This is a genomic window from Syntrophaceae bacterium (assembly GCA_013177795.1).
Taxonomy (GTDB): Bacteria; Desulfobacterota; Syntrophia; order Syntrophales; family UBA2192; genus UBA2192.
This window is the reverse complement of sequence record JABLXY010000001.1, coordinates 220,036-244,800: the sequence shown is the minus strand read 5'-3', so window position 1 is coordinate 244,800 and position 24,765 is coordinate 220,036. Positions and strand designations below refer to the sequence as shown.

The window sequence follows — 24,765 nt, the reverse complement described above, 5'->3', positions numbered from 1 at the left end:
CTCTTGTCTCTCTCTGTGCGGATCCCGCCTTCGCTGCATATGAAAAAGAGGGGTGCGGACGATCCGTACCCCCCTGTCGCGACTGGTCGGGGCGGCAGGATTTGAACCTGCGACATCATGCTCCCAAAGCATGCGCGCTACCGGACTGCGCCACGCCCCGTTTTTCAATACAGAAGCTTTGAAGCTGAGAAGTTGAGAAGCTTGGATCGGCTTCCAGATCTCCAATGTCTGCAGACTCTCCGAACTTCCTAACTTCCCATCTTCTTAACTTCCAGCTTTCAGAAGCCACTCCCGGAACTTTGCGAATGCCTGCCCCCGGTGGCTGATGCGGTTCTTGACTTCCGGGGGGAGTTCCGCCGCCGTGAGGCCCTGCCCCGGGTCGAGAAAGAGCGGGTCGTACCCGAAACCCATCGTTCCCCTCGGCTCGGAGAGGATCCGGCCCCGCCACGCGCCCTCGAAAGACGCGCTGCGCCCGTCGGGACAAAACAGCACGAGCACGCACCGGAAGACCGCCCCCCGCTTGTCGGCGGGCACCCCCTCGAGTGCCTTCAGGAGCTTTGCATTGTTGGCTTCGTCGTCGGCTCCCGGCCCCGCGTACCGGGCGGAATGGATGCCGGGTTCGCCCCCGAGGACGTCCACCTCGAGACCCGAATCGTCGGCCAGCACGGTCTCCGAGATGTGCCGGGAAACCTCGCGGGCCTTCTTCAGGGCATTTTCCAGGAAGGTCCGCCCGTCCTCCTCCACCTCGGGGATGCCGGCGAAGTCTCTCAGGGAAAGGACCTCGACCGGAAGATCGCGGAGCATGTGCCGCAACTCCCGGACCTTTCCCTCGTTTCTCGTCGCCAATACGATTCGCCGGATCAGAGTGTTTCCCCAAGGATTTCGATCTGTTTCTGCGTCAGCATGGCGATGCCGCCCGCGGCCAGGTTCGTGAGCCCCTCGAGACGCTCCCGCGTGAACGGCGCCCCCTCGGCCGTTCCCTGCACCTCGATGAAGAGTCCCCCGCGGGTCATCACGACATTCATGTCCACTTCCGCCCGGGAGTCCTCCTCGTACTGCAGGTCGAGAAGCATCCGGCCGTCCACGAGACCCACGCTCACGGCGGATACGAAGTCTAGCACGGGCACCCTGTCGACGACACCCTCGGCGCGAAGCCTCCGGAAGGCATCGACCAGGGCCACGAAGGCGCCCGTGATGGCCGCCGTGCGGGTCCCCCCGTCGGCCTGGATCACGTCGCAGTCGATGTACAACGTCCGCTCCCCGATGGCGGTGAGGTCCGTCACGGCCCGCAGCGCCCTGCCGATGAGCCGCTGGATCTCGTGGGTGCGTCCGCCGACTTTCCCCCTCGAGGACTCGCGCGCACTGCGCTCGTGTGTGGAGGACGGGATCATGGCGTACTCGGCGGTGAGCCAGCCCCTGCCCGTGTTCTTGAGAAACGGGGGCACACCCTCCTCGACGGAGACCGCGCAGATCACCCGCGTGTCGCCCATCTCGATGAGAACGGAACCCTTGGGGTGGCGGAGGTAATCCCTCGTGATCACGACGGGGCGGATCTGGTCGGGTCTGCGGCCGTCTTTCCTCATCGGGCCTCCCCGCTCACTGGAAGAATTCCCGGATGCTCTCCGCGATCGCCTTCGCAACGGCGGCCTGGACCGATTCCTCCTGGAGCTTCTTGCGGTCGCCGGGGTTCGTGGAAAACCCGATCTCCAGGACAACGGCGGGGATCGAGAGATTCTGCAAGATGAGAACCGGGGCCTCGCGGAGCCCGCGGTCCATGCGGGGAAAGACCGGGTCGAGCCTCTTCTGCAGGATCTGGGCGAACCGGACACCCTCGTTGAGATGCTTCGTCCGGACCATGTCGCGGACGATGGCGGCCGATTCCCCTCGGGAGGTCCCCCGGGCGGCTTCCTGCCCCCCGAAACCGGGGAAGTAGAGCTCATAGCCCGCGGCCTCCTTCTCGAACCCCGCATTGACGTGAAGACTGATGAACAGGTCCGCCTGGGCCTTGATCGCCGTGCCCACGCGGTCCGCCATCGCCACGTCGGTGTCGCCCATGCGGGTGAACCGCACCGTCAGGTTCTTCGCGTCATCGAGATTTCTCTTCACCAAGGTCGCAATCGCCAGGGTGACGTCCTTCTCGAGGACCCTGCGTGTCAGCTGGACGCCTTCGTCCTTTCCCCCGTGTGCGGGGTCGATCACCGTCACAAACTTCCCCGTCGGGTCCTTGGCCTCGGCGGGGCCGCCCCAGGCCAGCATCGCGGCGAGGGCGCACAGCACGGCTATCGTCGACGATCGCAGTCTCATCATGCTCACCGGATCATGGGATCAACCCCGCAGGGTTTCTGCGGGGAGTCGATTGTATACCGTAAGGGGATAGGCGTGTCAACTGAAACGGCGACGAGGGGGCCGCGTGCGGGCGGCTTTCCCGATCCCTGGCTCACTGGAACTTCTTCCTGTCCGCCCTCTTCTCCTGTTTCTTCTCCGGCTTCGCGTCGGAGACCCGGACCCGTTCCACCGTGATGACGGCCTTCAGGCGCTTGAGGGCGGCCACGACGTCGTTGAAGTGCTTGAGGTCCGTCACGTCGAGGTCGAACTCGCAGATCGCCTGCTCGCCGGGTATGGTCTCCACCGTGGCGTGGCTGATGTTGACGTCGTGGGAGGAAATGGCCGTGCTCAGCTCGGCCAGCAGCCCTTTCTTGTCCTTGCAGGTCACCCGGACGTGCACGGGGTAGGTGTGCTTCTCCGTGATGTTCCAGTGTACGTCGACGATCCGCTCGGGGTCGAAATCGGCGATCATGGGGCAGTTGGCCCGGTGAACGCTCATCCCGCGGCCCCGGGAAATGTAGCCGACGATCTCGTCGCCCGGCAGGGGGTCGCAGCACTTGCCGAACCGAACCATGACGTCGTCGATCCCCGTGATGGACACCCCGGTGGCCTCGGGCTTGCGCAGCTTCTTCCAGATCTTTTCCGGCAGGGACTCTTCCCTCTTCTCGGGCTCCTCCGGGAGGTACCGGTTCACGATCTGCCGCGCCGAGATCTTCCCGTAGCCGATGACGGCCATGAGGTCGTCGACGTCATCGATGGAGTACTCCTCGCAGATCTTCTTGAGCTCATCGGCCTTGAGGATCTGGCTGAGGCTCAGCTTGTGCTTGCGGAACTCCTTCTCCAGGATGTCGCGCCCGAGGGCGATGCTCTTGTTGCGTTCCTCGGTCTTGATCCAGGCCTTGATCTTCGAGACGGCCCGGGACGTCACGGCGTGCTTGAGCCAGTCCTTGCTGGGGTGACGCCCCGCCTGGGTGATGATCTCGACGGTGTCGCCGTTCTGCAGCTGGTAGGACAGGGGCACGATGTTGCGGTTCACCCGGGCCCCCACGCACTGGTTGCCCACGTCGGTGTGAATGCTGTAGGCGAAATCGATCGGGGTGGCCCCCTTGGGGAAGGCCCGCACGTCGCCCTGCGGCGTGAACACGTAGACCTCGTCGGGGAAGAGGGCGAGCTTGAGGTTCTTCATGAATTCCCGGGGGTCCTTGAGGTCCTGCTGCACCTCGAAGAGGTCCCGGAGCTTCTGGATCTGCTCCTGGTCGCTTCCCTTGAGCGACCCTCGATCCTTGTAGCGCCAGTGGGCGGCGATGCCCCCTTCGGCCCACTCGTGCATGTCGCGGGTGCGGATCTGGATCTCCACGCGCTCGCCGTAGGGGCCGATGACCGTCGTGTGCAGCGAGCGGTAGTTGTTCGCCTTGGGCATGGCGATGTAGTCCTTGAAGCGTCCCGGCACCGGCTTCCAGAGCGCGTGGACGACGCTCAGGGCCTCGTAGCACTCCTTCTCCTTGTTGGAGTCCAGGATGATGCGGAAGGCGAGCAGGTCATAGACTTCGTCGAAGTCGATCCGCTGGGTCTCCATCTTGCGGTAGATGCTGAAGTAGTGCTTCGCCCGGCCCTCCACCTCGCCCTTGAGCCCGAAGTTTTCCATCTCCCGCTGGATGATGCCCTTGACCTCCTGCGTGTAGCGGTCTCGCTCCTCCTTGCGCTTGTCGATCCGCTGCACCAGGTCGTTGTAGGCCTCGGGGTAGAGGTACTTGAAGGCGAGGTCCTCGAGCTCCATGCGGATCCAGTTGATCCCGAGGCGGTTGGCCAGGGGGGCGTAGAGCTCGAGGGTCTCTGTCGCGATGGCGCTGCGCCTCGGCTCGGGCTGGAATTCGAGCGTGCGCATGTTGTGGACCCGGTCGGCCAGCTTCACGAGGATGATCCGGATGTCGGCCGACATGGCGAGGATCATCTTGCGGAAGTTCTCCGCCTGTCTCTCCTCGCGGCTCGCGAAGGTGATCTTGGAGAGCTTGGTCAGCCCGTCGACGAGAGCGGCCACCTCCTTGCCGAAGGCTTCCTCGATCTGGGGCAGGGTCGCCAGGGTGTCCTCGACGGTGTCGTGCAGGATCCCCGTGACGATCGAGGCCGCGTCGAGCTTCATGTCGGCCAGGATGTTGGCGACCTCCATGGGGTGCGTCAGGTAGGGCTCGCCGGACAGGCGCATCTGTCCCGCATGGACCGTGGCCGAGAAGATGTAGGCCTTCTCGATCAACTCCAGGTCCGCCTGCGACGCGTATTTCCCGACCTTATCGAGGATGTCCGTTATTCGGATCATTGAGGGCTTTCAGCTCCCCCCGGACGATGTCCCGGATCACGGCCGCCGCCTCCGCGACGGGGATCAGCCGGGTCTCGCCCGTCTTGCGCATCCGCATCTCCACGCTTCCGGAGGCTGCGCTCTTGGGCCCGATGGTCACCCGGATGGGGATCCCGATGAGATCGGCATCGTTGAACTTCACGCCGGCGCGCTCGTCCCGGTCGTCGAGGAGGACCTCGACGACCGCCGCCTCGAGCTCGCGGTAGAGCGTCTCGGCTGTTGCGGCGATCGCTTTGTCGTTGACGTTCACGGGCACGATGATCACGTGGAACGGCGCGATGGTCATGGGCCACAGGATGCCCTTGTCGTCGTGATGCTGCTCGATGGCGGCCGCCACGGTCCGGCCCACGCCGATCCCGTAGCAGCCCATGACCATGTATTTCTCCTTGCCGTCGCGGTCGAGGAAGGTGGCCTTCATGGCCTTGCTGTACTTCGTGCCCAGCTTGAAGACGTGCCCCACCTCGATGCCGCGGGCGAACCGGATCGGTTTCCCGCAGCGGGGGCAGCTGTCGGACTCCTTGATGATCCTCAGGTCCGCGAAGGCCGTCACGGTGAAGTCTCGCCCGAGATTGGCGTTCTTCACGTGGTAGTCCTCGCGGTTGGCCCCCATGACCACGTTGACGCGGTTCATGAGCGAGTAGTCGGCGTAGACGGGGGCCTTGATCCCGATGGCGCCGGCAAACCCCTTGGGGGAGCCCGTCACCTCGAGCACGATGTCGTCGGTGGCCAGCTCCACCGAGTCCGCCCCGAGATGGTTTCTCAGCTTGGCCTCGTTGACCTCCTCGTCGCCGCGGATGAGCACGGCCACGGGCTTGCCGTCGGCCACGAAGACGAGGGTCTTCACGATGTCCTGCGGGCTCACCTGCAGAAATGCGGAGACCTCCTCGATCGTCCGGACATTCGGGGTGTGGATCGTCTCGAGGGGCTTGAACAGCGCCGGGTCCAGCGGCTTCTGCTCCGGGCGGGCGATCTCCGCCTTCTCGAGGTTCGCCGCGTAGTTGCAGCCCGAGCAGAAGGCCAGGGCGTCCTCGCCCGTGTCGGCCAGCACCATGAACTCGTGGGAGTAGGCCCCCCCGATGTTGCCCGAGTCGGCCTCGACGGGCCGGAACCTGAGCCCGATCCGGGAGAAGATCCGCGTGTAGGCCTTGAACATCCTCTCGTAGCTCGCATCGGCACCCTTCTCGTCCGCGTCGAAGCTGTAGGCGTCCTTCATGTCGAACTCGCGGCACCGCATGACGCCGAAGCGGGGCCGGACCTCGTCGCGGAACTTGGTTTGGATCTGGTAGAGGTTCTGGGGGAGCTGCCGGTAGGTCTTGATCTCGTTGCGCACCAGGTCCGTGATGACCTCCTCGTGGGTGGGCCCGATGCAGTAGTCCCGCAGGTGGCGGTCCTTGAACCGCAGGAGTTCCTTGCCGTAGAATCCCCATCGCCCCGACTCCTGCCAGAGCTCGGCGGGCTGGACGGCCGGCAGGTAGACCTCCTGGGCCCCCGCGGCGTCCATCTCCTCGCGGATGATCTGCTCCACCTTCTTCACCGTGCGGTACCCCAGGGGAAGGACGGAGTAGATCCCGGAGGTGAGCTTCCGGATCATCCCCGCCCGGATCATGAGCTGGTGGCTGACGACTTCCGCATCCGATGGAACCTCCCTGACCGTGGGCAAAAACATCTGGGAATACCGCATGATCACGTCCCCCTTTCCAATCTCATCCGTTCGATCTCCTGGAGAAGAACCTCGACGAGTTCCTCCTCGCTGACTTTTCTGACCGGCTTGCCGCGCTTGAACAGGATGCCGAGCCCGCGGCCCCCGGCGATGCCGATGTCCGCCTCCGCGGCCTCGCCCGGACCGTTGACGACGCAGCCCATGATGGCGATCTTGAGATAGTCCTTCATCCCTGCCAGCCTCCTCTCCACCTCCTCGACGAGGCGCGACAGGTCGATCTCGCAGCGGCCGCAGGTCGGGCAGGCGATGATGTCGGGCCCCACCCTCCGGATCCCCAGGGCCCTGAGGATCCCGTAGGCGATGGTCATCTCCACGGCCGGGTCCCCCGTGACGGAGACGCGGATCGTGTCGCCGATCCCATCCTGCAGGAGGGTCCCGATACCGATGGAGGACTTGATGCTCGAGGCCAGCACACTGCCGGCCTCGGTGACCCCCAGGTGCAGGGGGCAGTCGGTCAGCTCAGACACCCGACGGTAGGCCCGGATCATCGTGGGCACGTCGGAGGATTTCAGGGAAAGCTTGAAGTCACGGAATCCCAGGTCCTCGATGAACGCGATGCTGCCCATCGCGCTCTCGACGAGGGCCTCCGCGCTGGGCCCCCCGTGCTTGGCCAGCAGTTCCTTCTCCACCGAACCCGAGTTGACGCCGATGCGCAGAGAGGCCCCCCGGGCCTTCGCCGCCTCGACGATGTCGCGGATCTTTTCGCGCCCCAGGTTCCCCGGGTTGACGCGCACGGCGTCGGCCCCGTTCTCCAGGGCGGCGATGGCCAGTTTCCGGCTGAAATGGATGTCGGCGATCAGCGGGATCCCGATGGCCTTCCGGACGGCCCGGATCGCCCGTGCCGCTTCCTCGTCGAGCACGGCCACCCGGACGATCTCGCAGCCCGCCTTTTCGAGCCGGGCGATCTGCGCGACGGTGGCTTCCACATCCCGGGTGTCCGTGGACGTCATGGACTGGACGGCCACGGGGGCATCACCCCCGACAGGGACGCCCCCCACCCGGATCTGGCGGGTTCTTTTCCTGGCTATCACGGCGTGTTCACTCATGATTTCGTCGTGTTGAATCGATACCCGGCAACTTCTCCATATCATGAAAAACAAAAAAAGGGCAGGGTCATGTGTGCCCGGTAGCGTATCATATCTTGTGTCAGAGACAGGAAAGGGGTACCCCCAAGATTGCGACATCCCATAAGGAGGTACCCCATGAGGACAGTTGGTTTGCCGATCAAGAGTTTGTCACAAGCGCACCGGATAATCAAGGAGATGAACCTGTCGCCGGAGTGGGATGCGGATTACCGCTCTGCGGCCCGTCAGGCCCTGGTCGGGATCTTGGAAGACCAGATGAACGACCGGCTGGACCGCTATCTCGACGAGGTGGGCCGCTCGCTGGCGGACCGGCGCAACGGCAGCTACTGCCGTCACCTGCTCACCGAGCTGGGGGATATCGAGCTGCGGGTGCCCCGGAGCCGCAAGACCAGCATGATCGGGGTGGTCCGGGCCTACGCCCGCCGCATCGGCTGCGTGGAGCGGATGATCCTGGCGTGCTTTGTCCTCGGGATCTCCACCCGCAAGATCGCCCACGCCCTGATGCCGGTTCTGGGCGAGCCCGTCAGCGCCACGACGGTGAGCCGGGTGGCCCGGAGGCTCGATGCGGCCGTGAGCGCCTTCCACAGACGGCCGCTGCGCCGAGCCTACCGGTTCCTGCTGTTCGACGGGGTGGTGCTCAAGCGCAGAACCGGAGCCGGGGCCTCCACGCGCGTCGTCCTGGTGGTCCTGGGGGTGACGGCCCAGGGCCGCAAGGAGATCATCGACTTCCGGATCGCCCACGCCGAGTCACAGAGCGCCTGGGAGGTCTTCCTCACGGATCTGTATCGACGGGGACTCACGGGCGAGGGGCTCGAGATGATCATCACCGACGGGGGCCGGGGCCTGCTGGCCGCCCTGCCCTTTGTCTATCCGCAGGTGCCCCTGCAGCGCTGCTGGGTGCATAAAACCCGCAACGTCCTCAACTACGCCCGCAAGAGCGACCAGGCCGCCATGAAGAAGGACCTGCACGCCATCAGCCATGCCGCCTCTCTGCGCGAGGCCCAAGCCGTCCTGCAGCGCTTCTGCCGCATCTGGCGCCCGCTCTATCCCAAGGCCGTCAAGAGCCTCATGAGCCACGAGGAAGAACTCCTGGCGTTCTTCCGGCTGCCCCATCCCAAGCTCTGGCCCACGATCCGGACCACCAACCTCATCGAACGCAGATTCCGCGAGGTCCGCAGGAGAACCCGCCCCATGGGCGTCTTCTCCGATCGAACCAGCATGGAGAGAATCCTCTATGCCATCTTTACCCATGAGAACCTGAAAGAAAAAACCATGACCCCTTTCCTCGTCATGACACATAACACTTGACGTTACCGTGTGCCCCGCCCTGTGACGAACCGGAGGGTAAGAAGGTGAGACGTCGAGAGGTCTGGAAAAGCAGGAGGTCGGCCGCCTGCCGCGGGCTGTTCCGACCTTCTTGCCTTCTCACCCTCTCATCCTCTTTGCACTGATGCCGTCTCAGTATCCCCGCCAGCAGTACAGGCAGAGGTCCTTTTCCGGCAGGCCGATGGCGTCGATCATCCCGTCGATGGTCAGGTACTTGAGCGAGGTGACGTTGAGATCCTTGCGGATCCATTCGACCATCTCCCGGTATGCCTTTGTCTTCGGGTCCAGGTAGGGGGCGATGTTCTCCGCGTCCCTGCCGCGCAGGGAGCGGATCGCACGCCGCGCGGCCAGCTCCCCCTTCGTGCGTGTCGAGCTGCCGTAGATGCAGGGGAACATCAGAGGCGGACAGGCCACCCGGAGGTGGATCTCCCGGGCGCCGTTGTCCCACAGCTTCTTGATCGTGAAGTTTTTCAGCTGGGTCCCGCGGACAATGGAATCGTCGCAGACGACCATGCGGCTGTCACGGATCACGTCGCGCACCGCGATGATCTTCATGGTGGCGACGAGGTCCCGAATCTCCTGGGAGGGCGGGGTGTAGCTCCTGCCGTAGCCGGGCGTGTACTTCACGAGGGGCCGCTTGTAGGGGATGCCCGATTCCTGGGCGTACCCGATGGCGTGCCCGATCCCCGAATCGGGGATGCCCGTGACGAAATCCGCCTTCACCCGGTCCTTTCGTGCCAGGGCCCGTCCGCAGCGCTCGCGGGCGATCTCGACCGACTTGCCCTCGTAGGTCGACGACGGCTCCCCGGTGTAGATCCAGAGGAAGGCGCAGACCTTCTTCTCGGGCATCGCCGGCCGCAGCGGCCTGATCCCGGAGCGGCTGAGTCTCAAAATCTCCCCCGGCCCCGGATACATCACCACGTCGTAGCCGAGGTTCTGCAGGGAGCTGGCTTCCGTGGCGACGACGTACTCGCCCCGCTTCCCCGTGCCGCCGACGACGAGGGGAAACCGCCCGTAGAGATCCCGGACCGCGTAGATCCCGTCCTCCTTCAGGATCAGCATGCAGAGGGACCCCTCGATGAGTTTCTGCATGTTCACGATGCCGTCGATCAGGTTCTCGCCCCGGTTGACGAGGCGCGCCACCAGTTCCACGGGGTTCACGCCGCCTCCCGCCATCTCGCTGAACGAGACGCCCTGCCGCAGGAGTTCCTCGGCCAGGGCGTCCTTGTTGGTGATCAGGCCGCTGGCGGCGATGGCATAGGTGCCGAACCGGGAACGGACGATCAGGGGCTGCGGCGCCACGTTGTTGATGGAGCCGATCCCCATGGTGCCGCTCATCTCCCGGTAGTCGCCGATGAACTTCGACTTGAACTGCGCCTGGCTGATGCTGTGGATCGTCTGGTAGAATCCCCGTTCACCGAAAATGGCCATGCCTCCGTTTTCGGTCCCCAGGTGCGAGTGGTAATCGGTCCCGTAGAACAGGACCTTCGCGCAGTTCTGGTTGGAAACGACGCCGAACAAACCTCCCATGTTCCTCCCCTTCCTCGCTGCCCCTGCTGCGCCGGGGTGCCCGCGGCCTACCCGAGCGCGGCGACGGCCCGGGCGATCCGCTTCGTGCCCTCGACGATGAGGTCCATGGACGTGGCGTAGGAGAGCCGGACGTAGTCGTCGTTTCCGAACGCCTGCCCGGGCACCACCGCGACATTGGCCGCCTCCAGCAGGAACTCGCTGAACGTGTTCGAGTCGGTGATCGTCTTGCCACCGGCCTTCTTCCCGTAGAGGCCGGCCACCCGTGGGAACACGTAGAATGCGCCCGGCGGCGTTGCGCAGGAGATTCCCGGCACCGCGTTGAGCGCCGCGACGATCGTGTCCCGCCGCCTCTTGAATTCCGCCACCATCCTCGGGATGAAGGACTGGTCGCCCAGCAGGGCCTCGATCGCGGCCTTCTGCACGATCGAGGTGGGGTTCGACGTGCTCTGACTCTGGATCTCCGTCATGGCCTCGATCACGTTGTCGGGCCCCGCGGCATACCCCATCCTCCAGCCCGTCATGGCGTGCGACTTGGACAGGCCGTTGACGACGATCGTCCTTTCCTTCATCTCCTCGCTGACGTTGGCCATGTTGGCAAACACAAAGCCGTCGTAGACCACCTTCTCGTAGATGTCGTCGCTCACGACGATGATGTCCGTGCCCCGGAGCACCTCCGCGAGGGCCTTCAGCTCATCGAGGGTGTAGGCCGCACCCGTCGGGTTCGAGGGGCTGTTGAGGATCAGGGCCTTCGTCCGAGCGGTGATGGCCTTCCGCAGTTTTTCCGGCGTCAGCTTGAAGCCTTCCGCCTCCGTGGTGTCGACGATGACGGGCGTGGCGTCGGCCAGCAGCACGATGTCCGGGTAGGAGACCCAGTAGGGCGCCGGGATGATCACCTCGTCACCCTGTCCGAAGAGGACCTGGGCCATGTTGTACAGGGTGTGCTTCGCCCCCGTGGACACGACGATCTGGGATCGCTTGTAGGCGAGGCCGTTGTCCCGTCGGAGCTTCTCGATGACGGCGTCCTTGAGCTCGTCGATGCCGCCGACCGGGGTGTACTTCGTGAACCCTTCCTGGATGGCGCGGATGGCCGCGGCCTTGATGTTGTCGGGCGTGTCGAAATCGGGCTCTCCCGCGCCGAAGCCGATGATGTCGCGTCCCTCCTTCTGGAGGGCCTTGGCCTTCATGGTCACCGCCAGCGTCGGCGACGGCCGCAGCACTTTCGTCAGGGGTCCGAGCTGCATGGGGCTTACCTCCTTGCCGATGGGGTGGGGTATTTCTCCTGAAGCCTCTGGAGGACGACTTCGGGGACGAGCCCGCGTACGGACCCTCCGTGCCCGGCGGCCTCCTTGATCAGGTTCGAACTCGTGTAGAACCACTTGTAGCCCGTCATCAGGAATACGGTCTCGATGTCGCGGTTGAGGCGGCGGTTGATGAGGGCCATCTGGAACTCGTACTCGAAATCCGAGACGGCTCTCAGGCCGCGGAGGATGACCTGCGCGCCGGCGTCCCGCACGTAGTTCACGAGGAGCCCCGAGAAACTGTCCACGCGGATGCGCGGGTCGTCCCCGACGACCTGGCGGATCAGGTCCATGCGCTCCTGGACGCTGAAGAGGCCCGACTTGTTCGGGTTGTAGGCCACGAGGATGATGAGCCGGTCGAAAAACCGGAGACCGCGCTTGATGATGTCGAGATGCCCGTTGGTGATCGGGTCGAATGACCCGGGGTAGACCGCCAGCTTGTCCATGCTCCCCTCCCCAGCGAAATTCGGGTGGCCCCGGCTCAGGGCCGGCCCGGTTCAGGGCCCTCCCCCGGCGGGTCCTGCAAAGGCCTGAGAAAACTCAGCGCCGTATCGCCGTAACGGCGGCTGTCGTCGATTCGGTAGCCCTCGCGCCGTGCGGGGAGTTCGTCGCGGACCGAGTGCTGGACGACGAGAACCCCTCCCTCGGCCAGCAGGCCGTGGGACCGCACCAGCCGGAGGGTCGCGTCGATCACGTTCGCCCCGTACGGCGGATCAGCGAAGATGACGTCGTAGCGCTCCGCGCGGCGGCCGAGTTGCCTCAGCGCCCGGTCAACGGGGCACTCGATCACCTCGATGTCCTGCGTTCCGTCCCCGGAGGCGGGCATGTTGAGAAAGCCGCACCGGCCGATGTTCGTCCGGATGGCCTGCGCACAGGCGCGGTTGCTCTCCACGAAGAGCACCCTCGAGGCCCCCCGGCTCGCGGCTTCCAGCCCGACGCTGCCCGCGCCCGCGAACAGGTCGAGAAACCGCCGGCCCTCGACGGACAGGATGTTGAACAGGGATTCCTTCACCCGGTCCGTCGTCGGCCGGAGGAGGTTCGCCTTCGGCGCGACCAGGACCCTTCCCTTCGCCTTCCCCGCAATGATGCGCATACGAAACCAGGCATCAGGCACTCGGCATGAGGCATCAGGGCCCAAATGAATTCCGTTCCTTTTCCCAATGCCTGGCGCCTGTTGCCTCGTGCCTGCTATTGCAGATACTCCCTCACGTAGATCTCGGCGATCTGGATCGCGTTGAGGGCCGCCCCTTTGCGCAGGTTGTCCGAGACGACCCAGAGATTGATCCCGTTCGGGATCGACTCGTCCTCGCGGATCCGGCCCACGTAGGTGGCATCCTTGCCCGCCGCGTGGATGGGCAGCGGGTACTCCCTCCTGGCCGGGTCATCGACGACGACGACGCCGGGGGCCTTCCGGAGCAGCTCGCGCACCTCGGCCGCAGTGATCTTACGCTCCGTCTCGATGTTGACCGACTCCGAGTGGGCGCGCATGACGGGCACGCGCACCGTCGTCGCCGTGACGGCGATGGACTCGTCGCCGAAGATCTTCTTGGTCTCCCAGACCATCTTCATCTCTTCCTTCGTGTATCCGTTCTCGAGGAAGATGTCGATCTGGGGCAGGCAGTTGAACGCGATCTGGTACGGGTAGACCTTCGCCACGGGCTCCTTGAAGCTCAGCAGGGCGCGTGTCTGGTCGATGAGCTCGTCCATCGCCTTCTTTCCCGTGCCCGACACGGACTGGTAGGTCGACACGACGATGCGCTTGATACGCGCAGCGTCGTGGATGGGCTTCAGGGCCACCACCATCTGGATCGTAGAGCAGTTGGGGTTGGCGATGATCCGGCGGTTCCTGTAGTCGGCGATCTTTCCGGGGTTCACCTCGGGGACGACAAGGGGGATGTCCGGCTCGTAGCGGAACGCCGCCGTGTTGTCGATGACCACGCAGCCGGCCTTTGCCGCGCAGGGTGCGAATTTCTGGCTGACGCTCCCCCCGGCGGAAAAGAGCGCGATCTCGATGCCCTCGAAGGAATCCTCCGTCAGCACCTGCACGGGGTAGGACTTGCCGCGGAACTCGAGCTCCTTTCCAATCGAGCGCTCCGAGGCCAGGAGTCTCAACTCGCCCACGGGAAAGTCGCGCTCCTCGAGAATACTGATCATTTCATTTCCGACGGCGCCGGTGGCGCCGACGACGGCGACACGGTAGGTTCTCATGGAAACCGACCCCTCCTGTATTGATGGTCCCGGGGCACTGCCGTGCCCGGGCGCGGTATCTGCTCAGGGCAACGACCCCGATTTCGTCTCCGTCTTGATCTCTCCCGCCCCCGTCGGCTGGTCGCCCTTTGCCGGACCGAAGAGGCGCCGGACCATCCGCAGGACCCACCAGATGGGCCCCGAGGCGGCGTAGCTGACGGCGAAGGTGAAGATCATGACCTGCGGCTCCGCCAGGACGATGATCATCAGGATGACGGCGAGCACGACGGTCATGAACGGCTCCCGGGATAGGAAATGCAGGTCCTTGAAGCTGTAGAACTTGATGCTGCTCACCATCAGGAGCGAAAGCACGATCATCCCGACCAGGATCGCCATGTGCGGGAATGTCCCCTCCCCGCCCAGGTAGTCGTAGAGCATCACCGTCGATGACACGACGATGGCCGCCGCCGGAATGGCCAGGCCGTTGAAGTAGCGGCTGTCGATGACGCCGATCTGCACGTTGAACCGGGCCAGCCGCAGGGCCCCGCAGGTCGTGAACAGGGCCGCCGCGAGCCACCCCCACTTCCCGAAGGCGCTCAGAGACCAGGTGTAGGCCAGCACGGACGGCGCCACACCGAAGGCCACCAGGTCCGACAGCGAGTCGTACTCTACGCCGAACCGCGACGTCGTGTGGGTCATGCGGGCGATCCGCCCGTCGAGGCCGTCGAGGATGAGCGAGATCGGGATGGCGACGGCCGCGTGGATGAAGTTTCCCTGGATCGAGGCGATGATCGCGTAGATCCCGGCAAAAAGGCTGGCCGTCGTGAAGAGGTTGGGCAGGATGTAGATCCCCTTCCTCATCTGGTCTTTCCGAAAGAATTTCTCCCGCCGGATGAAGCGTTCCCTCCTGACGTTCTTGTTCATCACAGGACCCCCAACGGTGTTTCCCCGGCACGCACCTTCTGTCCCGGCTGCACGAGAATCCTCGAATCGAGCGGCAGGACCACCTCGAGCCTCGAGCCGAAGCAGATGAGCCCGAACCGCTGACCCCTGGCCACATCCATGCCCTCGCTGATCCAGCAGACGATCCGGCGCGCGATGAGCCCCGCGATCTGGATCGTGAGAAACGCCTTGCCCTCCGCCGTCCGGATCAGGACGGTGTTCTTTTCGTTGTCGGCGGAGGCCTTGTCGAGGTCGGCCGACAGGAATTTCCCGGCGCGGTACTCGATCGTCTCGACGCGCCCGGCATAGGGAACGCGGTTGACGTGCACGTTGAAGACATTCATGAAGATGCTGACCTTGCGGTGCGGCCCCTGCAGCAGGCCGTCGAGCTGCACCTCCTCGATCTTCAGGACCCTCCCGTCGGCTGGGGAGACGACCAGCCCCTTCTCCCCGGGGACCGACCGCTCCGGGTTGCGGAAGAAGAAGGCGACGAACAGCATGGCCGCACAGGCGACGGCGGCGAGCCCCTTGAGCCCGATCCAGAACAGGGCGGCCGAGAGGAGCCCGAGCCCGACGATGAACGGGAGCCCCTCCCGCACGATGGTTCCGTCGTGTCTGTCCATGAACGTGTCGTCTCCCGCCGATCAGGCGCTCTGCCTGTACTTCGCGAGAATCGCGTAGATCCGGTCCTTGCTGGCCAGCTTCATCTTCTGCAGCGTTTTCTTCTCCATCTCCTCTTGCGCGGTGAGGTAGATCCGCCTGTTGAAATCCTCGAGCGCGGCCTCGAGCCTCCGGTGATCCTCCACGTGCTTTCTCAACTCGCCGTCCTGCCCGATGTGCCGTTCGATGAGCAGTTCGTCGGTTCGCTCCATACGCGCCTCCCCGTGTCGTGAAAGAGTCCTGCTTATACCACAAACGCCCCCGTCGATGTAGCGAAAATTGCATCGCCGCAGGCCCGGGGCCCCCCGGTGTCAAGGCTTTCCCCCGAACCGGATCTCGGCTTCGGAGCGCCGGAGGTAACGGGGAACGAAGGTCACCGGATCGAGGGTCTCGCCCCGTTGCCTGCTCCTTCGGCCGAGCAGCGCCACGCTCGAGGGCCTTACCGCCTGGAGGTTCGGGGGGAGGAAATGGCTGAGTCCTACCGGTCTGGCCGCGATGCATGCTGCCGCCGCCGCCAGCCCATCGCCCAGAAAGAGGGTGTCCCCGTCTGCGCGCGCGACGATTCCGGCGGGGGCGCCGACCCTCTCCTCCGCCACCGCCTCGAGAAGCCCCTGACCGTCGGAGCGGTACAGTGCCCCGTAGACCTCGCCCTTGCGAGCGTCGAGCAGGGGGCAGACGAGCCCGGTGAAGCCCGCGGCATTGTAGGCCAGCGCCTCGAGGGTGGAGACGCCGACGACGGGCGTCCCCGTTGCGAGGGCCAGTCCCTTCACCGTGCTCGCGCCGATGCGCAGACCCGTGAAGGAGCCGGGCCCCATGGTCAGCGCAATCAGGTCCACGTCCCCGATGCCGATCCCCGCCAGCCGGAGGCCCCATTGCAGGGCGGGCAGCACCGTTTCGGAATGATGAACGGACAGCTCGAAGAAATACTCGGCGAGAACCCGCTCATCCCGCAGCAGGGCCACCCCCGCCGCTCTCGTCGCCGTGTCGATGGCCAGAGTGATCATCCGAGGCTCTCACTCCCCGAAGATCCGCATGATGTCGTTGTAGAACACGAAGATCATGAGCATCACCAGGATGAAGAACCCCACCTGCTGGGCGCGCTCCCTCCACCGGATGTTGACCTCCTTCCCGGTCACGAGCTCGATGAGGAAGAACAGCAGGTGCCCGCCGTCCAGCACGGGGATGGGCAGCAGGTTGAGCACGGCCAGGTTGATGCTCAGGAGGGCCATGAAGAAGACGAAGTTCATGATGCCCTTCTTGACGTGCGCCCCCGCCATCTGGGCGATCGCGATGGGACCGCCGAGGGAGTCCGGCGAGACGATGCCCTGGATCATCTTGACGATGCTGATGACGGTGAGCTCCGTGATGTTCCAGGTCTGCTCGATCCCGGACCACAGCGCCCGGAGGGGGTTCTGGCGGTCGATGAACACGTTCTTCGAAGCCCCGACGCCGATCTTCCACGTGTCCACGTCTTCGCCGAAGAGGCTCTTTCCCCGGGTCATCTCCGGCCTGACGCGCAGCTCCTGCAGCACCCCGTCCCGCTGCACCCGGACGACGAGTTCCCGGCCCTTGCTGTTCGCGATGGTCTCGGCCAGATCGCCCCAGCGGGTCACGGCCCTGCCGTCTATGGCGACGACGGTGTCCCCGGCCCGGATCCCGGCGGCCTCCGCAGGCGACCCCGCCTGGACGCTGCCGATCTCCGCGGTGAGGCTCGGCACGCCCACCATGTAGAGGCCCGTGAAGGCCAAAACGGCGAAAAGGAAGTTGAACAGGGGGCCGGCGATCACGATCGCGATCTTCTTGAGCACATGCTGCTTGACGAACGAGCGCCTCTCGTCCGCGGGTTCCACGTCGTCGGTGTCCGACTCGCCCAGCAGCTTGACGTATCCCCCCAGCGGCACGAGCGAGATCATGTACTCCGTTTCGCCGACCTTTTTCCCGATGAGCTTGGGGCCGAACCCGAGCGAGAACTTCAGCACGCCCACCCCGAGGGACTTGGCCAGCAGGAAATGGCCCAGCTCGTGGACGAAGATGAGGACACCCAGCAAGATGATGACCGATACGACGTTGACACCCATGGCAATGTCACCTTGTTCCTTTTTTCATGATTTCCTCCGCCTGCCTTCGGGCCCAGGCATCGGCCGACAGGACGGCCTGCACGGAGGAAAGGGCCACGGGCGCATGCCGGGACATGACGTCCTCGATGACCTGCGCGATGGCCGGAAACGGGATCCGTCCTTCCAAAAACGCATGGACGGCGGCCTCGTTGGCAGCGTTCATGACCGCCGTCATGGTCCCGCCCGCCCGTCCCGCCTCGTACCCCAGCCTCAGGCAGGGGAACCGCTCGACATCGGGAGGCAGGAACTCCAGAGGGCCCGCGGCGGCCGGATCGAAAGGGGGGAATCCCCCCGGCGCCCTCTCCGGGTAAAACAGGGCATAGGAGATGGGCCCCCGCATGTCCGGCACACCGAGCTGAGCCAGGACGGACCCGTCGACGAACTCCACGAGGGAGTGCACGATGCTCTGCGGGTGCACGACCACGTCGATCCGTTCATAGTCGATCCCGAAGAGCCACCTCGCCTCGATCACCTCGAGCCCCTTGTTCATCATGGTCGCCGAGTCGATCGTGATCTTCTTCCCCATGGACCAGTTCGGATGCCTGAGCGCGTCCGCCACGGTCACCTGCTCCATCTCTTCCCGGGTTGCCCGGAGGAAAGGCCCGCCCGAGGCGGTGAGGATCACGCGGCGCACGTTTCCGGGCGGGTTCCCCTCGATGCACTGGAAAACGGCGCTGTGCTCGCTGTCGACCGGGATGAGCCGGACGCCCTTTGCCCGCGCCCGTTCCACGACAAGAGGCCCGGCCGTGACCAGGGTCTCCTTGTTGGCCAGGGCCACATCCTTGCCCGAATCGATCGCCTCCAGGGTGGGGACCAGGCCTGCCGCACCGACGATAGCCGAGAGAACGAGCTCGGCCGCGGGTGCCGCCGCGACGCGGCGGCTGCCCTCCTCGCCCCACAGGACAGTGGTCTTGTCGCCCGGGCCGAGCCTCTCCCGGAGCCTGCGGGCATGGTCCTCGTCCATGACGGACACGAGCTCCGGCCGGAAACGGCGGACCTGCGCGCACAACCGATCGATGTTGCGGCCGGCGGCCATGGCGACGACTTCGAGGCGATCCGGGTTCTTCGACACCACGTCGAGGGCGCTCTCGCCGATCGACCCTGTCGAGCCCAGAATGGCGATTTTCTTCACGCGAGCACGTACGTCCTGTAGTAGTATACCCAGGGCACGATGAACAGCAGGCAGTCCAGCCGATCGAGGATTCCGCCGTGGCCCGGCAGGATCGTGCCGGAGTCTTTCGCGCCCGACGCCCTCTTGATCAGCGATTCGAACAGGTCCCCGAGCTGACCGATCACCCCCCCCGCAAGGGCGACGAGGGCGATGTGAGCCGCGGGCACCTCGGGCAGCAGGAAATGCCGGTAGACCAGGCATCCCGCCACACTGCCCGCGGCAAGGCCCAGGAGGCCCTCCACGGTCTTGCCCGGGCTGACGTGGGGCATGAGCTTGCGCCTGCCGAAGGTCCGTCCCACGTAGAAGGCGGCGATATCTCCCGAGAAAGCCAGGACGATCACGAAAAAGATCCAGATCACCCCCCTGTCGCCCACCCGCAGCAGGATGAAGTGGGAGAGCATGAGGGGCAGGTACAGGTAGCCCAGCGCGTACCGGGCCAGCGGGTCGAGATCGAGCGCGCCGTCCCGCGCCCCGAAGAGGTACAGGATAAAGACCGCCAGGGTCGAGACGACGGAGACGGCCAGGAGGGCCGCCGGGCCGCCGAGGGCGGCGGCAAGCGGCGCCAGGAGTCCGGACCCCATGAGGGCGCGCTGCAGGGCCCCGCCCGTCTCCCCGTGGACGAGGCGGTTGTACTCGAGAACGGCGACCGCGGTGACCAGCAGGATGAAACCGGCGAACACCGCCTCCGTGCCGAAATAGATGACGGCGAAGAGAATCGGGACGGCGACGATGCCCGTGACCCACCGCTTGGCGTGAGAACCGGTCATGACCGCCTCTTCGGCAGCTGGTCGCTGGTCAGCCCGAACCGCCGCTCCCGTTTCTGATACTCGACGATGGCCTCGATGAGGTGCTCTTCGCGGAAATCGGGCCACAGGGTTTCCGTGAAATAAAATTCCGTGTAGGCCATCTGCCAGAGGAGGAAATTGCTCAGGCGGTACTCGCCGCTCGTCCGGATCAGCAGATCGGGATCCGGGATCCCCTTGGTGTGCAGATAGTCCGCGAACCGCTCTTCCGTGACGTCCGAGGGGTCGACGGTGCCCTGCCGCGCCTCCTCGGCGATCCTGCGCACCGCCTGCAGGATCTCGTCGTGACTGCCGTAGTTCAAGGCGAGAATCAGGGTCATGGCCGTGTTGCCCGCCGTCTCCGCGATGACCCCGTTGAGGGACTCCAGGACCCTGGCGGGCAGCTCTTCCGTCCGGCCGATGGTGAGCAGGCGGATGTCGTTTTCCATCATGGCCTTGCGTTCGGAGCGGAGGTAGCGGTCGAGCAGATTCATCAGGGCCCGGACCTCCCGCTCGGGGCGGCTCCGGTTTTCAGAGGAGAACGCATACAGGGTGAGATAGGGGATCCCGAGCTTGCGGCACGACTCGACGACGCTCCGCACCGATTCCGACCCTTTCCGGTGTCCGGCGATGCGCCCCAGGGAGTGTTTCCGGGCCCACCGGCCGTTGCCGTCCATGATGATGGCGATGTGGCGCGGGAGATTGGTTTTGTCGAGCTGCTCCATGCGGGCTCTATTTATCGATTATCAATGACGAATTTTCGATTCAGTACCACAGCCTGCCGACATTTTCAAGGCATGTTTCAGCCGCCTGCCGCGAGGCAAAAAAGAAGGAGCCCGGAGGCTCCTTTCCTTGTCTTCAATCCCTTGTGACCAGGCCAAGACGATTCTCCCGACAGGTCGGTCGGCCCTGCCTGCATGCAGGGCCCGAGGCATCCCTCGTCAGATTTCCATGATTTCCTTTTCCTTGGCCTGCAGAACCCGTTCGGCCTTCTCGATGTATTCGTCGGTGATCTTCTGGACGTCGGCCTGCAGCTTGAAGAGCTCGTCCTCGGAGATGTCGCCTTCCTTCTTGAGCTTCTTCAGCTCCTCGTTGGCGTCGCGGCGGAGGTTCCGCAGTTTCACCTTGCCCTCTTCGGCCATTTTCCTGACCACCTTGACCAGCTCCTTTCGCCGCTCCTCGGTGAGGGCGGGGATGCTGATCCGGACGATCTTGCCGTCATTGACGGGGTTGAGGCCGAGCTCGGATTTCTGGATGGCCTTTTCGATGTTGGGGATCACGCTCGCGTCCCAGGGCGAGATCTGGATCAGCCGGCTCTCGGGAACGGACAGCGAGGCGACCTGATTCAGCGGCGTGGGAACCCCGTAGTAGTCCACCTTGATCCCGTCCAGGAGGGCCAGTGAGGCGCGACCCGTCCTGAGTTTCCCGAAGGACTTTTCGAGAAACTTGATGCTCTTTTCCATGTTGTCTTTCATCTCGGAAAAGACCAGGTCGGTCATCTCGCTCATGTCACCCTCCCACGGTGGTTCCGACGGATTTGCCGCAGATCACGGACTTGATGTTGCCCCTCTTCGCGATGTTGAAGACCCGGATCGGGATCCCGTTCTCCCTGCAGAGGGATATGGCGGTCGCGTCCATGACCCGGAGGTCTCTTGCCAGCGCCTCGGTGTAGCTGATGGTTTTGTACATCTTCGCGCCCGCGTGCTTCACGGGGTCTTTGTCGTAGACCCCGTCGACCTTGGTCGCCTTGAGAATGACGTCCGCCTGGATTTCCGCGGCTCTCAGCGCCGCCGCCGTATCCGTTGTGAAATAGGGGTTGCCCGTCCCGGCGGCGAAGATGACGACCCTGCCCTTTTCCAGGTGCCGGGAGGCCCTGCGCCGGATGAAGGGCTCGGCCACCTCGCGCATCTCGATGGCCGTCTGCACCCTGCACTTCACGCCCATGCTCTCGAGAACGCTCTGCAGGGCAAGGCTGTTGATCACCGTCGCGAGCATGCCCATGTAATCGGCCTGGGTTCGCTCCATCCCCCGGGCGCTGCCCTCGACGCCGCGGAAGATGTTGCCGCCGCCGATCACAACCCCCATTTCGACGCCCATCCGGACCGCATCCCGGATCTCGCCGGCGATGTTCCTGACGACCGCCGGGTCGATGCCGAAGGACCGCCCTCCCATGAGCGCCTCGCCGCTCAGCTTCAGGAGCACCCTCTTGTATGCAGCCTCGCCTCTCGCCGCCATGATGCCGAAGTCCCCGCCCGAAGGGCGCGCGGAAGGGGTCGCCTTACAGCGCGTTGTCCGCCGCCTCGTCTCCGCCCAGCTGGTAGCGGACGAAGCGCTTCACGATGATGTTTTCCCCCGTCGCGGCGATCGCGGCCTTGATGAGGTCCTCGACGGTCATGTTCGTGTCCTTGATGAACTTCTGCTTCATGAGGCAGACTTCCTCGTAGAACTTCTTGAGCTTCCCCTCGACGATCTTGTCGGCGATCTTTTCGGGCTTGCCCTCGGCGATGACCTGCTTGCGGTAGATGTCCTTCTCCCTCTGCAGCACGGTCTCGGGCACATCCTCGGGCCTGACGTAGAGCGGGTTCATGGCGGCGACGTGCATCGCAAGGTCACGGGTGAGGTTCTTGAAGTTTTCCGTCTTGGCGACGAAGTCCGTCTCGCAGTTCACCTCGATCATGACACCGACCTTTCCGCCCATGTGGATGTAGGACGTGATCAGGCCGTCCTTCGTGGCGCGGGACGACTTCTTCGTTGCGGCCGAGAGGCCCTTCTCACGGAGAAAATCGACCGCCTTGTCGAAATTGCCGTTCGATGCCTTCAGGGCCTCCTTGCAGTCCATGATGCCGGCGCCCGTTTTCACTCTCAGCTCTTTTACGAGATCCGCTGCGATTTCCAATGGTCCTGTACCTCCTCGTCATCGGGGTGTGTCTTCGTTTCGGTTTCAGCTTGCGGGCTGCTCCGCGCCCTTGAACTCGACGCTTTCGGGCACGTCGGTCTCGACCGCCTCCTCCGCCTTTGCCTCGGGAGCCGGCGTCTTGTCGTTCTGCGCCTGGATCTTCTCCTCGAATTTCTGCTTGCCCTCCAGGACGGCATCGGCGATCCGCGCCGCGAAGAGCTTGATCGCCCGGATGGCGTCGTCGTTGCCGGGGATGATGTAATCCACCACGTCGGGGTCGCAGTTGGTGTCCACGATGGCCACGACGGGGATCCCGAGCTTGCGGGCCTCGTGGACGGCAATGTCCTCCTTCTTCGGGTCGACGACGAAGATGGCCGCCGGGGCGCCCTTCATCCGGCGGATCCCGCCCAGCACCCGGTCGAGCTTCTCCCGTTCCTTCTGGTAAAGAAGGATCTCCTTCTTGGGGAACACGTTCACGGACTCGTTGCTGAACATCGCGTCGAGCTCGTTCAGCCGGTCGATCCGCTTCTTGATGGTTGCGAAATTGGTGAGCATGCCGCCCAGCCAGCGGTAGTTCACGTAGGGCATTCCGCAGCGTTCGGCTTCCTCGCGGATCGATTCCTGGGCCTGCTTCTTCGTGCCCACGAAGAGGATCTCGCCGCCGTCGGCAACGGTGTTGACCACGAACGCGTAGGCTCCCTTGAACATCTCGACCGTCTGCTGGAGGTCGATGATGTAAATCCCGTTGCGGGCGCCGAAAATGTAGGGTTTCATCTTGGGGTTCCACTTGTTGGTCTGGTGACCGAAGTGGACGCCGGACTCGAGCAGCAGCTTCATCGATACGGTGGACATGGGGTTCTCCTTCCTGTTTGATTCCTCCACCCCTTCAACCCGGCGGGAAACTCTTCTCGCGAAGAGCAACAGGCCCGCCGGTCCGAGGGTGTGAGTGATAGAACGGGTTTAGTTATCACAATCAAAAATATTTGGCAAATAAAAAATGCCGAATGGCCAAGGGCAATCGGCAAGGACGAAGACGGTTCTTCCGGGTCCCTTGTGCCTTTCGCCGTTCGCCTTTTGCCTGTTTTTATGTCGTGTAGTGCGCGTTGATCCTGACGTAGTCGAGGGTCAGGTCGGAGCTGTACACCCGGAAGCCCTTCTCTCCCTGGCCGAGCTTCAGGACCACCCGGATGTGGTCCTTCTTCATCAACTCCGCGAGTTCCTGCAGCCGGCCCGCGACGCCCTGGCCCTGCCGGAACAGCGGCAGGCCGTCGAAGGTCAGCTCCACGGCGTTGGGGTCGAGCGCGACCCCCGCCGCACCCGCGGCGGAGATGATGCGCCCCCAGTTCGGGTCGCCCCCGTAAAACGCCGTCTTGACCAGGTTGGAGCGGGCGATCTGGTAGGCGATCGTCTTTGCGTCCCCCGCCGTTTTCGCCCCCTCGACGACGATCTCGATGAGCTTCGTCGCCCCCTCGCCGTCGCGGACGATCATCTTGGCCAGCTCCGTCATCACATCCGTGAGCATGTCCGAGAACACGGCGTAGTCCCGCGTCGATGTTCGGATCCTGCGGTTTCCGGCCAGGCCGTTGGCCAGAAGGAGGACCGTGTCGTTGGTGCTCATGCACCCGTCGACGCTGATGGCGTTGAAGCTTCGGTCGGCCGCTTCCCGGAGCGCCCGCTTCAGGGCCGCGTCGTCGACGTCGGCGTCGGTCAGGACGAAGGACAGCAGCGTCGCCATCCCGGGCTCGATCATGCCGGCACCCTTGGCGATCCCGCAGACGCAGACATCGCTTCCGCCGACGGTCCCCTCGCGGTACTGGATCTTCGGGTATCGATCCGTCGTCATGATGGCCTCGGCCGCCGCGGGGATTCCCCCGGGGGAGAGCCCCTTGACGAGCCTGCTCACGCTTCCCGCGACCTTGTCGATGGGGAGCTTTCGGCCGATGACCCCCGTGGAGGCCACGAGGACCTGGGACTCGTCGATCGAGAGAGCCCCGGCGCAGTAGCGGGCCATCTTCACGGCATCCTGATAGCCTTCTTCCCCGGTGGCGGCGTTGGCATTGCCGCTGTTGACGATGACGGCCCTCGCGGAGCCGCTCTTGATGCGCTCGATGTCCAGCAGCACCGGGGCGGCCTTGAAGACGTTCGTCGTGAAGATGCCTGCCGCCTTTGCCGGCACCTCGGAGTACAGCAGGGCCAGGTCCTTCCGGCCCTCCTCCTTGATCCCGGCCGCGATCCCGCTGGCCTGGAACCCGGGAACCTCGAATCTCTGTTCACTCATTCTCGTTCCACCCTTCTTCCATGCTGGAGGCCATGCCCTTTACTCGGAGCGCGAGTTTGAGTTTTTTCGGTAACAGGTCTAATCGAAGCGGAACG

The 24,765-nt window shown here is 64.5% G+C and carries 25 protein-coding genes and 1 tRNA gene; 1 reads left to right on the top strand and 25 read right to left on the bottom strand.

Annotation, left to right across the window (positions count from 1 at the left end):
- Positions 1 to 83: 83 nt before the first annotated feature.
- From HPY67_01080 to ispG, 7 genes are all read right to left on the bottom strand, one after another.
- Positions 84 to 160: transfer RNA gene (locus HPY67_01080), tRNA-Pro, on the bottom strand.
- A 104-nt stretch (positions 161 to 264) separates the two neighbouring features.
- Positions 265 to 861 carry an XTP/dITP diphosphatase gene (locus tag HPY67_01075; GenBank protein ID NPV03318.1) on the bottom strand — a complete coding sequence of 199 codons (597 nt, stop codon included), beginning with the start codon at positions 859 to 861 and terminating at the stop codon, positions 265 to 267.
- Positions 861 to 1,583, bottom strand: coding sequence for a ribonuclease PH (rph, locus tag HPY67_01070; GenBank protein ID NPV03317.1), 723 nt, complete (start codon positions 1,581 to 1,583; stop codon positions 861 to 863). The genes HPY67_01075 and rph overlap by 1 nt, the downstream gene beginning before the upstream one ends.
- Positions 1,584 to 1,596: 13 nt before the next feature.
- Positions 1,597 to 2,307 carry an N-acetylmuramoyl-L-alanine amidase gene (locus HPY67_01065; GenBank protein NPV03316.1) on the bottom strand — a complete coding sequence of 237 codons (711 nt, stop codon included), beginning with the start codon at positions 2,305 to 2,307 and terminating at the stop codon, positions 1,597 to 1,599.
- Positions 2,308 to 2,437: 130 nt separating this feature from the next.
- Positions 2,438 to 4,639: a bifunctional (p)ppGpp synthetase/guanosine-3',5'-bis(diphosphate) 3'-pyrophosphohydrolase gene (locus tag HPY67_01060; protein NPV03315.1), complete on the bottom strand. Its 2,202-nt coding sequence runs from the start codon at positions 4,637 to 4,639 to the stop codon at positions 2,438 to 2,440.
- On the bottom strand, positions 4,611 to 6,359 hold the full coding sequence (locus HPY67_01055) for a proline--tRNA ligase (GenBank protein NPV03314.1): 1,749 nt from the start codon (positions 6,357 to 6,359) through the stop codon (positions 4,611 to 4,613). Before HPY67_01055 ends, HPY67_01060 begins: the two co-directional genes overlap by 29 nt.
- A 2-nt stretch (positions 6,360 to 6,361) precedes the next feature.
- The gene (ispG, locus tag HPY67_01050; GenBank protein NPV03313.1) at positions 6,362 to 7,444 is read right to left on the bottom strand and encodes a flavodoxin-dependent (E)-4-hydroxy-3-methylbut-2-enyl-diphosphate synthase; all 1,083 of its coding nucleotides are present in this window, start codon (positions 7,442 to 7,444) and stop codon (positions 6,362 to 6,364) included.
- Positions 7,445 to 7,660: 216 nt separating this feature from the next.
- On the opposite strand from ispG, the gene HPY67_01045 reads away from it, so the two are divergent.
- Positions 7,661 to 8,791, top strand: a complete 1,131-nt coding sequence (locus tag HPY67_01045; protein ID NPV03312.1) for an IS256 family transposase — start codon at positions 7,661 to 7,663, stop codon at positions 8,789 to 8,791.
- Positions 8,792 to 8,941: 150 nt separating this feature from the next.
- On the opposite strand, the gene HPY67_01040 is transcribed toward HPY67_01045, so the two are convergent.
- The 18 genes from HPY67_01040 to argJ all read right to left on the bottom strand — a co-directional run bounded on the left by HPY67_01040 (position 8,942) and on the right by argJ (position 24,670).
- Complete coding sequence (locus HPY67_01040) at positions 8,942 to 10,339, bottom strand: amidophosphoribosyltransferase (protein ID NPV03311.1); 1,398 nt, start codon at positions 10,337 to 10,339, stop codon at positions 8,942 to 8,944.
- Positions 10,340 to 10,386: 47 nt separating this feature from the next.
- Positions 10,387 to 11,580, bottom strand: a complete 1,194-nt coding sequence (locus tag HPY67_01035; GenBank protein NPV03310.1) for a pyridoxal phosphate-dependent aminotransferase — start codon at positions 11,578 to 11,580, stop codon at positions 10,387 to 10,389.
- Positions 11,581 to 11,585: 5 nt separating this feature from the next.
- Complete coding sequence (coaD, locus tag HPY67_01030) at positions 11,586 to 12,083, bottom strand: pantetheine-phosphate adenylyltransferase (GenBank protein NPV03309.1); 498 nt, start codon at positions 12,081 to 12,083, stop codon at positions 11,586 to 11,588.
- 35 nt (positions 12,084 to 12,118) lie between these two features.
- Entirely contained in the window at positions 12,119 to 12,730 is a 612-nt protein-coding gene (rsmD, locus tag HPY67_01025; protein ID NPV03308.1) for a 16S rRNA (guanine(966)-N(2))-methyltransferase RsmD, read from the bottom strand.
- A gap of 95 nt (positions 12,731 to 12,825) precedes the next feature.
- Entirely contained in the window at positions 12,826 to 13,845 is a 1,020-nt protein-coding gene (locus HPY67_01020; GenBank protein ID NPV03307.1) for an aspartate-semialdehyde dehydrogenase, read from the bottom strand.
- A gap of 63 nt (positions 13,846 to 13,908) precedes the next feature.
- On the bottom strand, positions 13,909 to 14,748 hold the full coding sequence (gene pssA / locus HPY67_01015) for a CDP-diacylglycerol--serine O-phosphatidyltransferase (protein NPV03306.1): 840 nt from the start codon (positions 14,746 to 14,748) through the stop codon (positions 13,909 to 13,911).
- The gene (locus HPY67_01010) at positions 14,748 to 15,389 is read right to left on the bottom strand and encodes a phosphatidylserine decarboxylase family protein (protein NPV03305.1); all 642 of its coding nucleotides are present in this window, start codon (positions 15,387 to 15,389) and stop codon (positions 14,748 to 14,750) included. The genes pssA and HPY67_01010 overlap by 1 nt, the downstream gene beginning before the upstream one ends.
- A 21-nt stretch (positions 15,390 to 15,410) precedes the next feature.
- Positions 15,411 to 15,638 carry a DUF465 domain-containing protein gene (locus tag HPY67_01005; protein ID NPV03304.1) on the bottom strand — a complete coding sequence of 76 codons (228 nt, stop codon included), beginning with the start codon at positions 15,636 to 15,638 and terminating at the stop codon, positions 15,411 to 15,413.
- Positions 15,639 to 15,737: 99 nt separating this feature from the next.
- Complete coding sequence (tsaB, locus tag HPY67_01000; GenBank protein ID NPV03303.1) at positions 15,738 to 16,430, bottom strand: tRNA (adenosine(37)-N6)-threonylcarbamoyltransferase complex dimerization subunit type 1 TsaB; 693 nt, start codon at positions 16,428 to 16,430, stop codon at positions 15,738 to 15,740.
- Positions 16,431 to 16,439: 9 nt separating this feature from the next.
- Entirely contained in the window at positions 16,440 to 17,504 is a 1,065-nt protein-coding gene (gene rseP, locus HPY67_00995; GenBank protein ID NPV03302.1) for an RIP metalloprotease RseP, read from the bottom strand.
- Positions 17,505 to 17,511: 7 nt separating this feature from the next.
- Complete coding sequence (locus HPY67_00990) at positions 17,512 to 18,675, bottom strand: 1-deoxy-D-xylulose-5-phosphate reductoisomerase (protein NPV03301.1); 1,164 nt, start codon at positions 18,673 to 18,675, stop codon at positions 17,512 to 17,514.
- A complete protein-coding gene (locus HPY67_00985) occupies positions 18,672 to 19,481 on the bottom strand; it encodes a phosphatidate cytidylyltransferase (GenBank protein NPV03300.1) in 810 nt (269 codons plus the stop codon). The genes HPY67_00990 and HPY67_00985 overlap by 4 nt, the downstream gene beginning before the upstream one ends.
- Positions 19,478 to 20,221, bottom strand: a complete 744-nt coding sequence (locus tag HPY67_00980; GenBank protein ID NPV03299.1) for an isoprenyl transferase — start codon at positions 20,219 to 20,221, stop codon at positions 19,478 to 19,480. Before HPY67_00980 ends, HPY67_00985 begins: the two co-directional genes overlap by 4 nt.
- Before the next feature lie 216 nt (positions 20,222 to 20,437).
- Positions 20,438 to 20,995 (bottom strand): ribosome recycling factor, encoded by a 558-nt coding sequence (gene frr, locus HPY67_00975; GenBank protein NPV03298.1) that lies wholly within the window; start codon positions 20,993 to 20,995, stop codon positions 20,438 to 20,440.
- A gap of 10 nt (positions 20,996 to 21,005) precedes the next feature.
- Positions 21,006 to 21,731 carry a UMP kinase gene (locus tag HPY67_00970; GenBank protein NPV03297.1) on the bottom strand — a complete coding sequence of 242 codons (726 nt, stop codon included), beginning with the start codon at positions 21,729 to 21,731 and terminating at the stop codon, positions 21,006 to 21,008.
- A 43-nt stretch (positions 21,732 to 21,774) separates the two neighbouring features.
- Positions 21,775 to 22,392 carry a translation elongation factor Ts gene (tsf, locus tag HPY67_00965; GenBank protein NPV03296.1) on the bottom strand — a complete coding sequence of 206 codons (618 nt, stop codon included), beginning with the start codon at positions 22,390 to 22,392 and terminating at the stop codon, positions 21,775 to 21,777.
- Between the two features lie 45 nt (positions 22,393 to 22,437).
- Positions 22,438 to 23,244 (bottom strand): 30S ribosomal protein S2, encoded by an 807-nt coding sequence (gene rpsB / locus HPY67_00960; GenBank protein ID NPV03295.1) that lies wholly within the window; start codon positions 23,242 to 23,244, stop codon positions 22,438 to 22,440.
- A 232-nt stretch (positions 23,245 to 23,476) separates the two neighbouring features.
- Positions 23,477 to 24,670, bottom strand: a complete 1,194-nt coding sequence (argJ, locus tag HPY67_00955) for a bifunctional glutamate N-acetyltransferase/amino-acid acetyltransferase ArgJ (protein ID NPV03294.1) — start codon at positions 24,668 to 24,670, stop codon at positions 23,477 to 23,479.
- Positions 24,671 to 24,765: the final 95 nt, after the last annotated feature.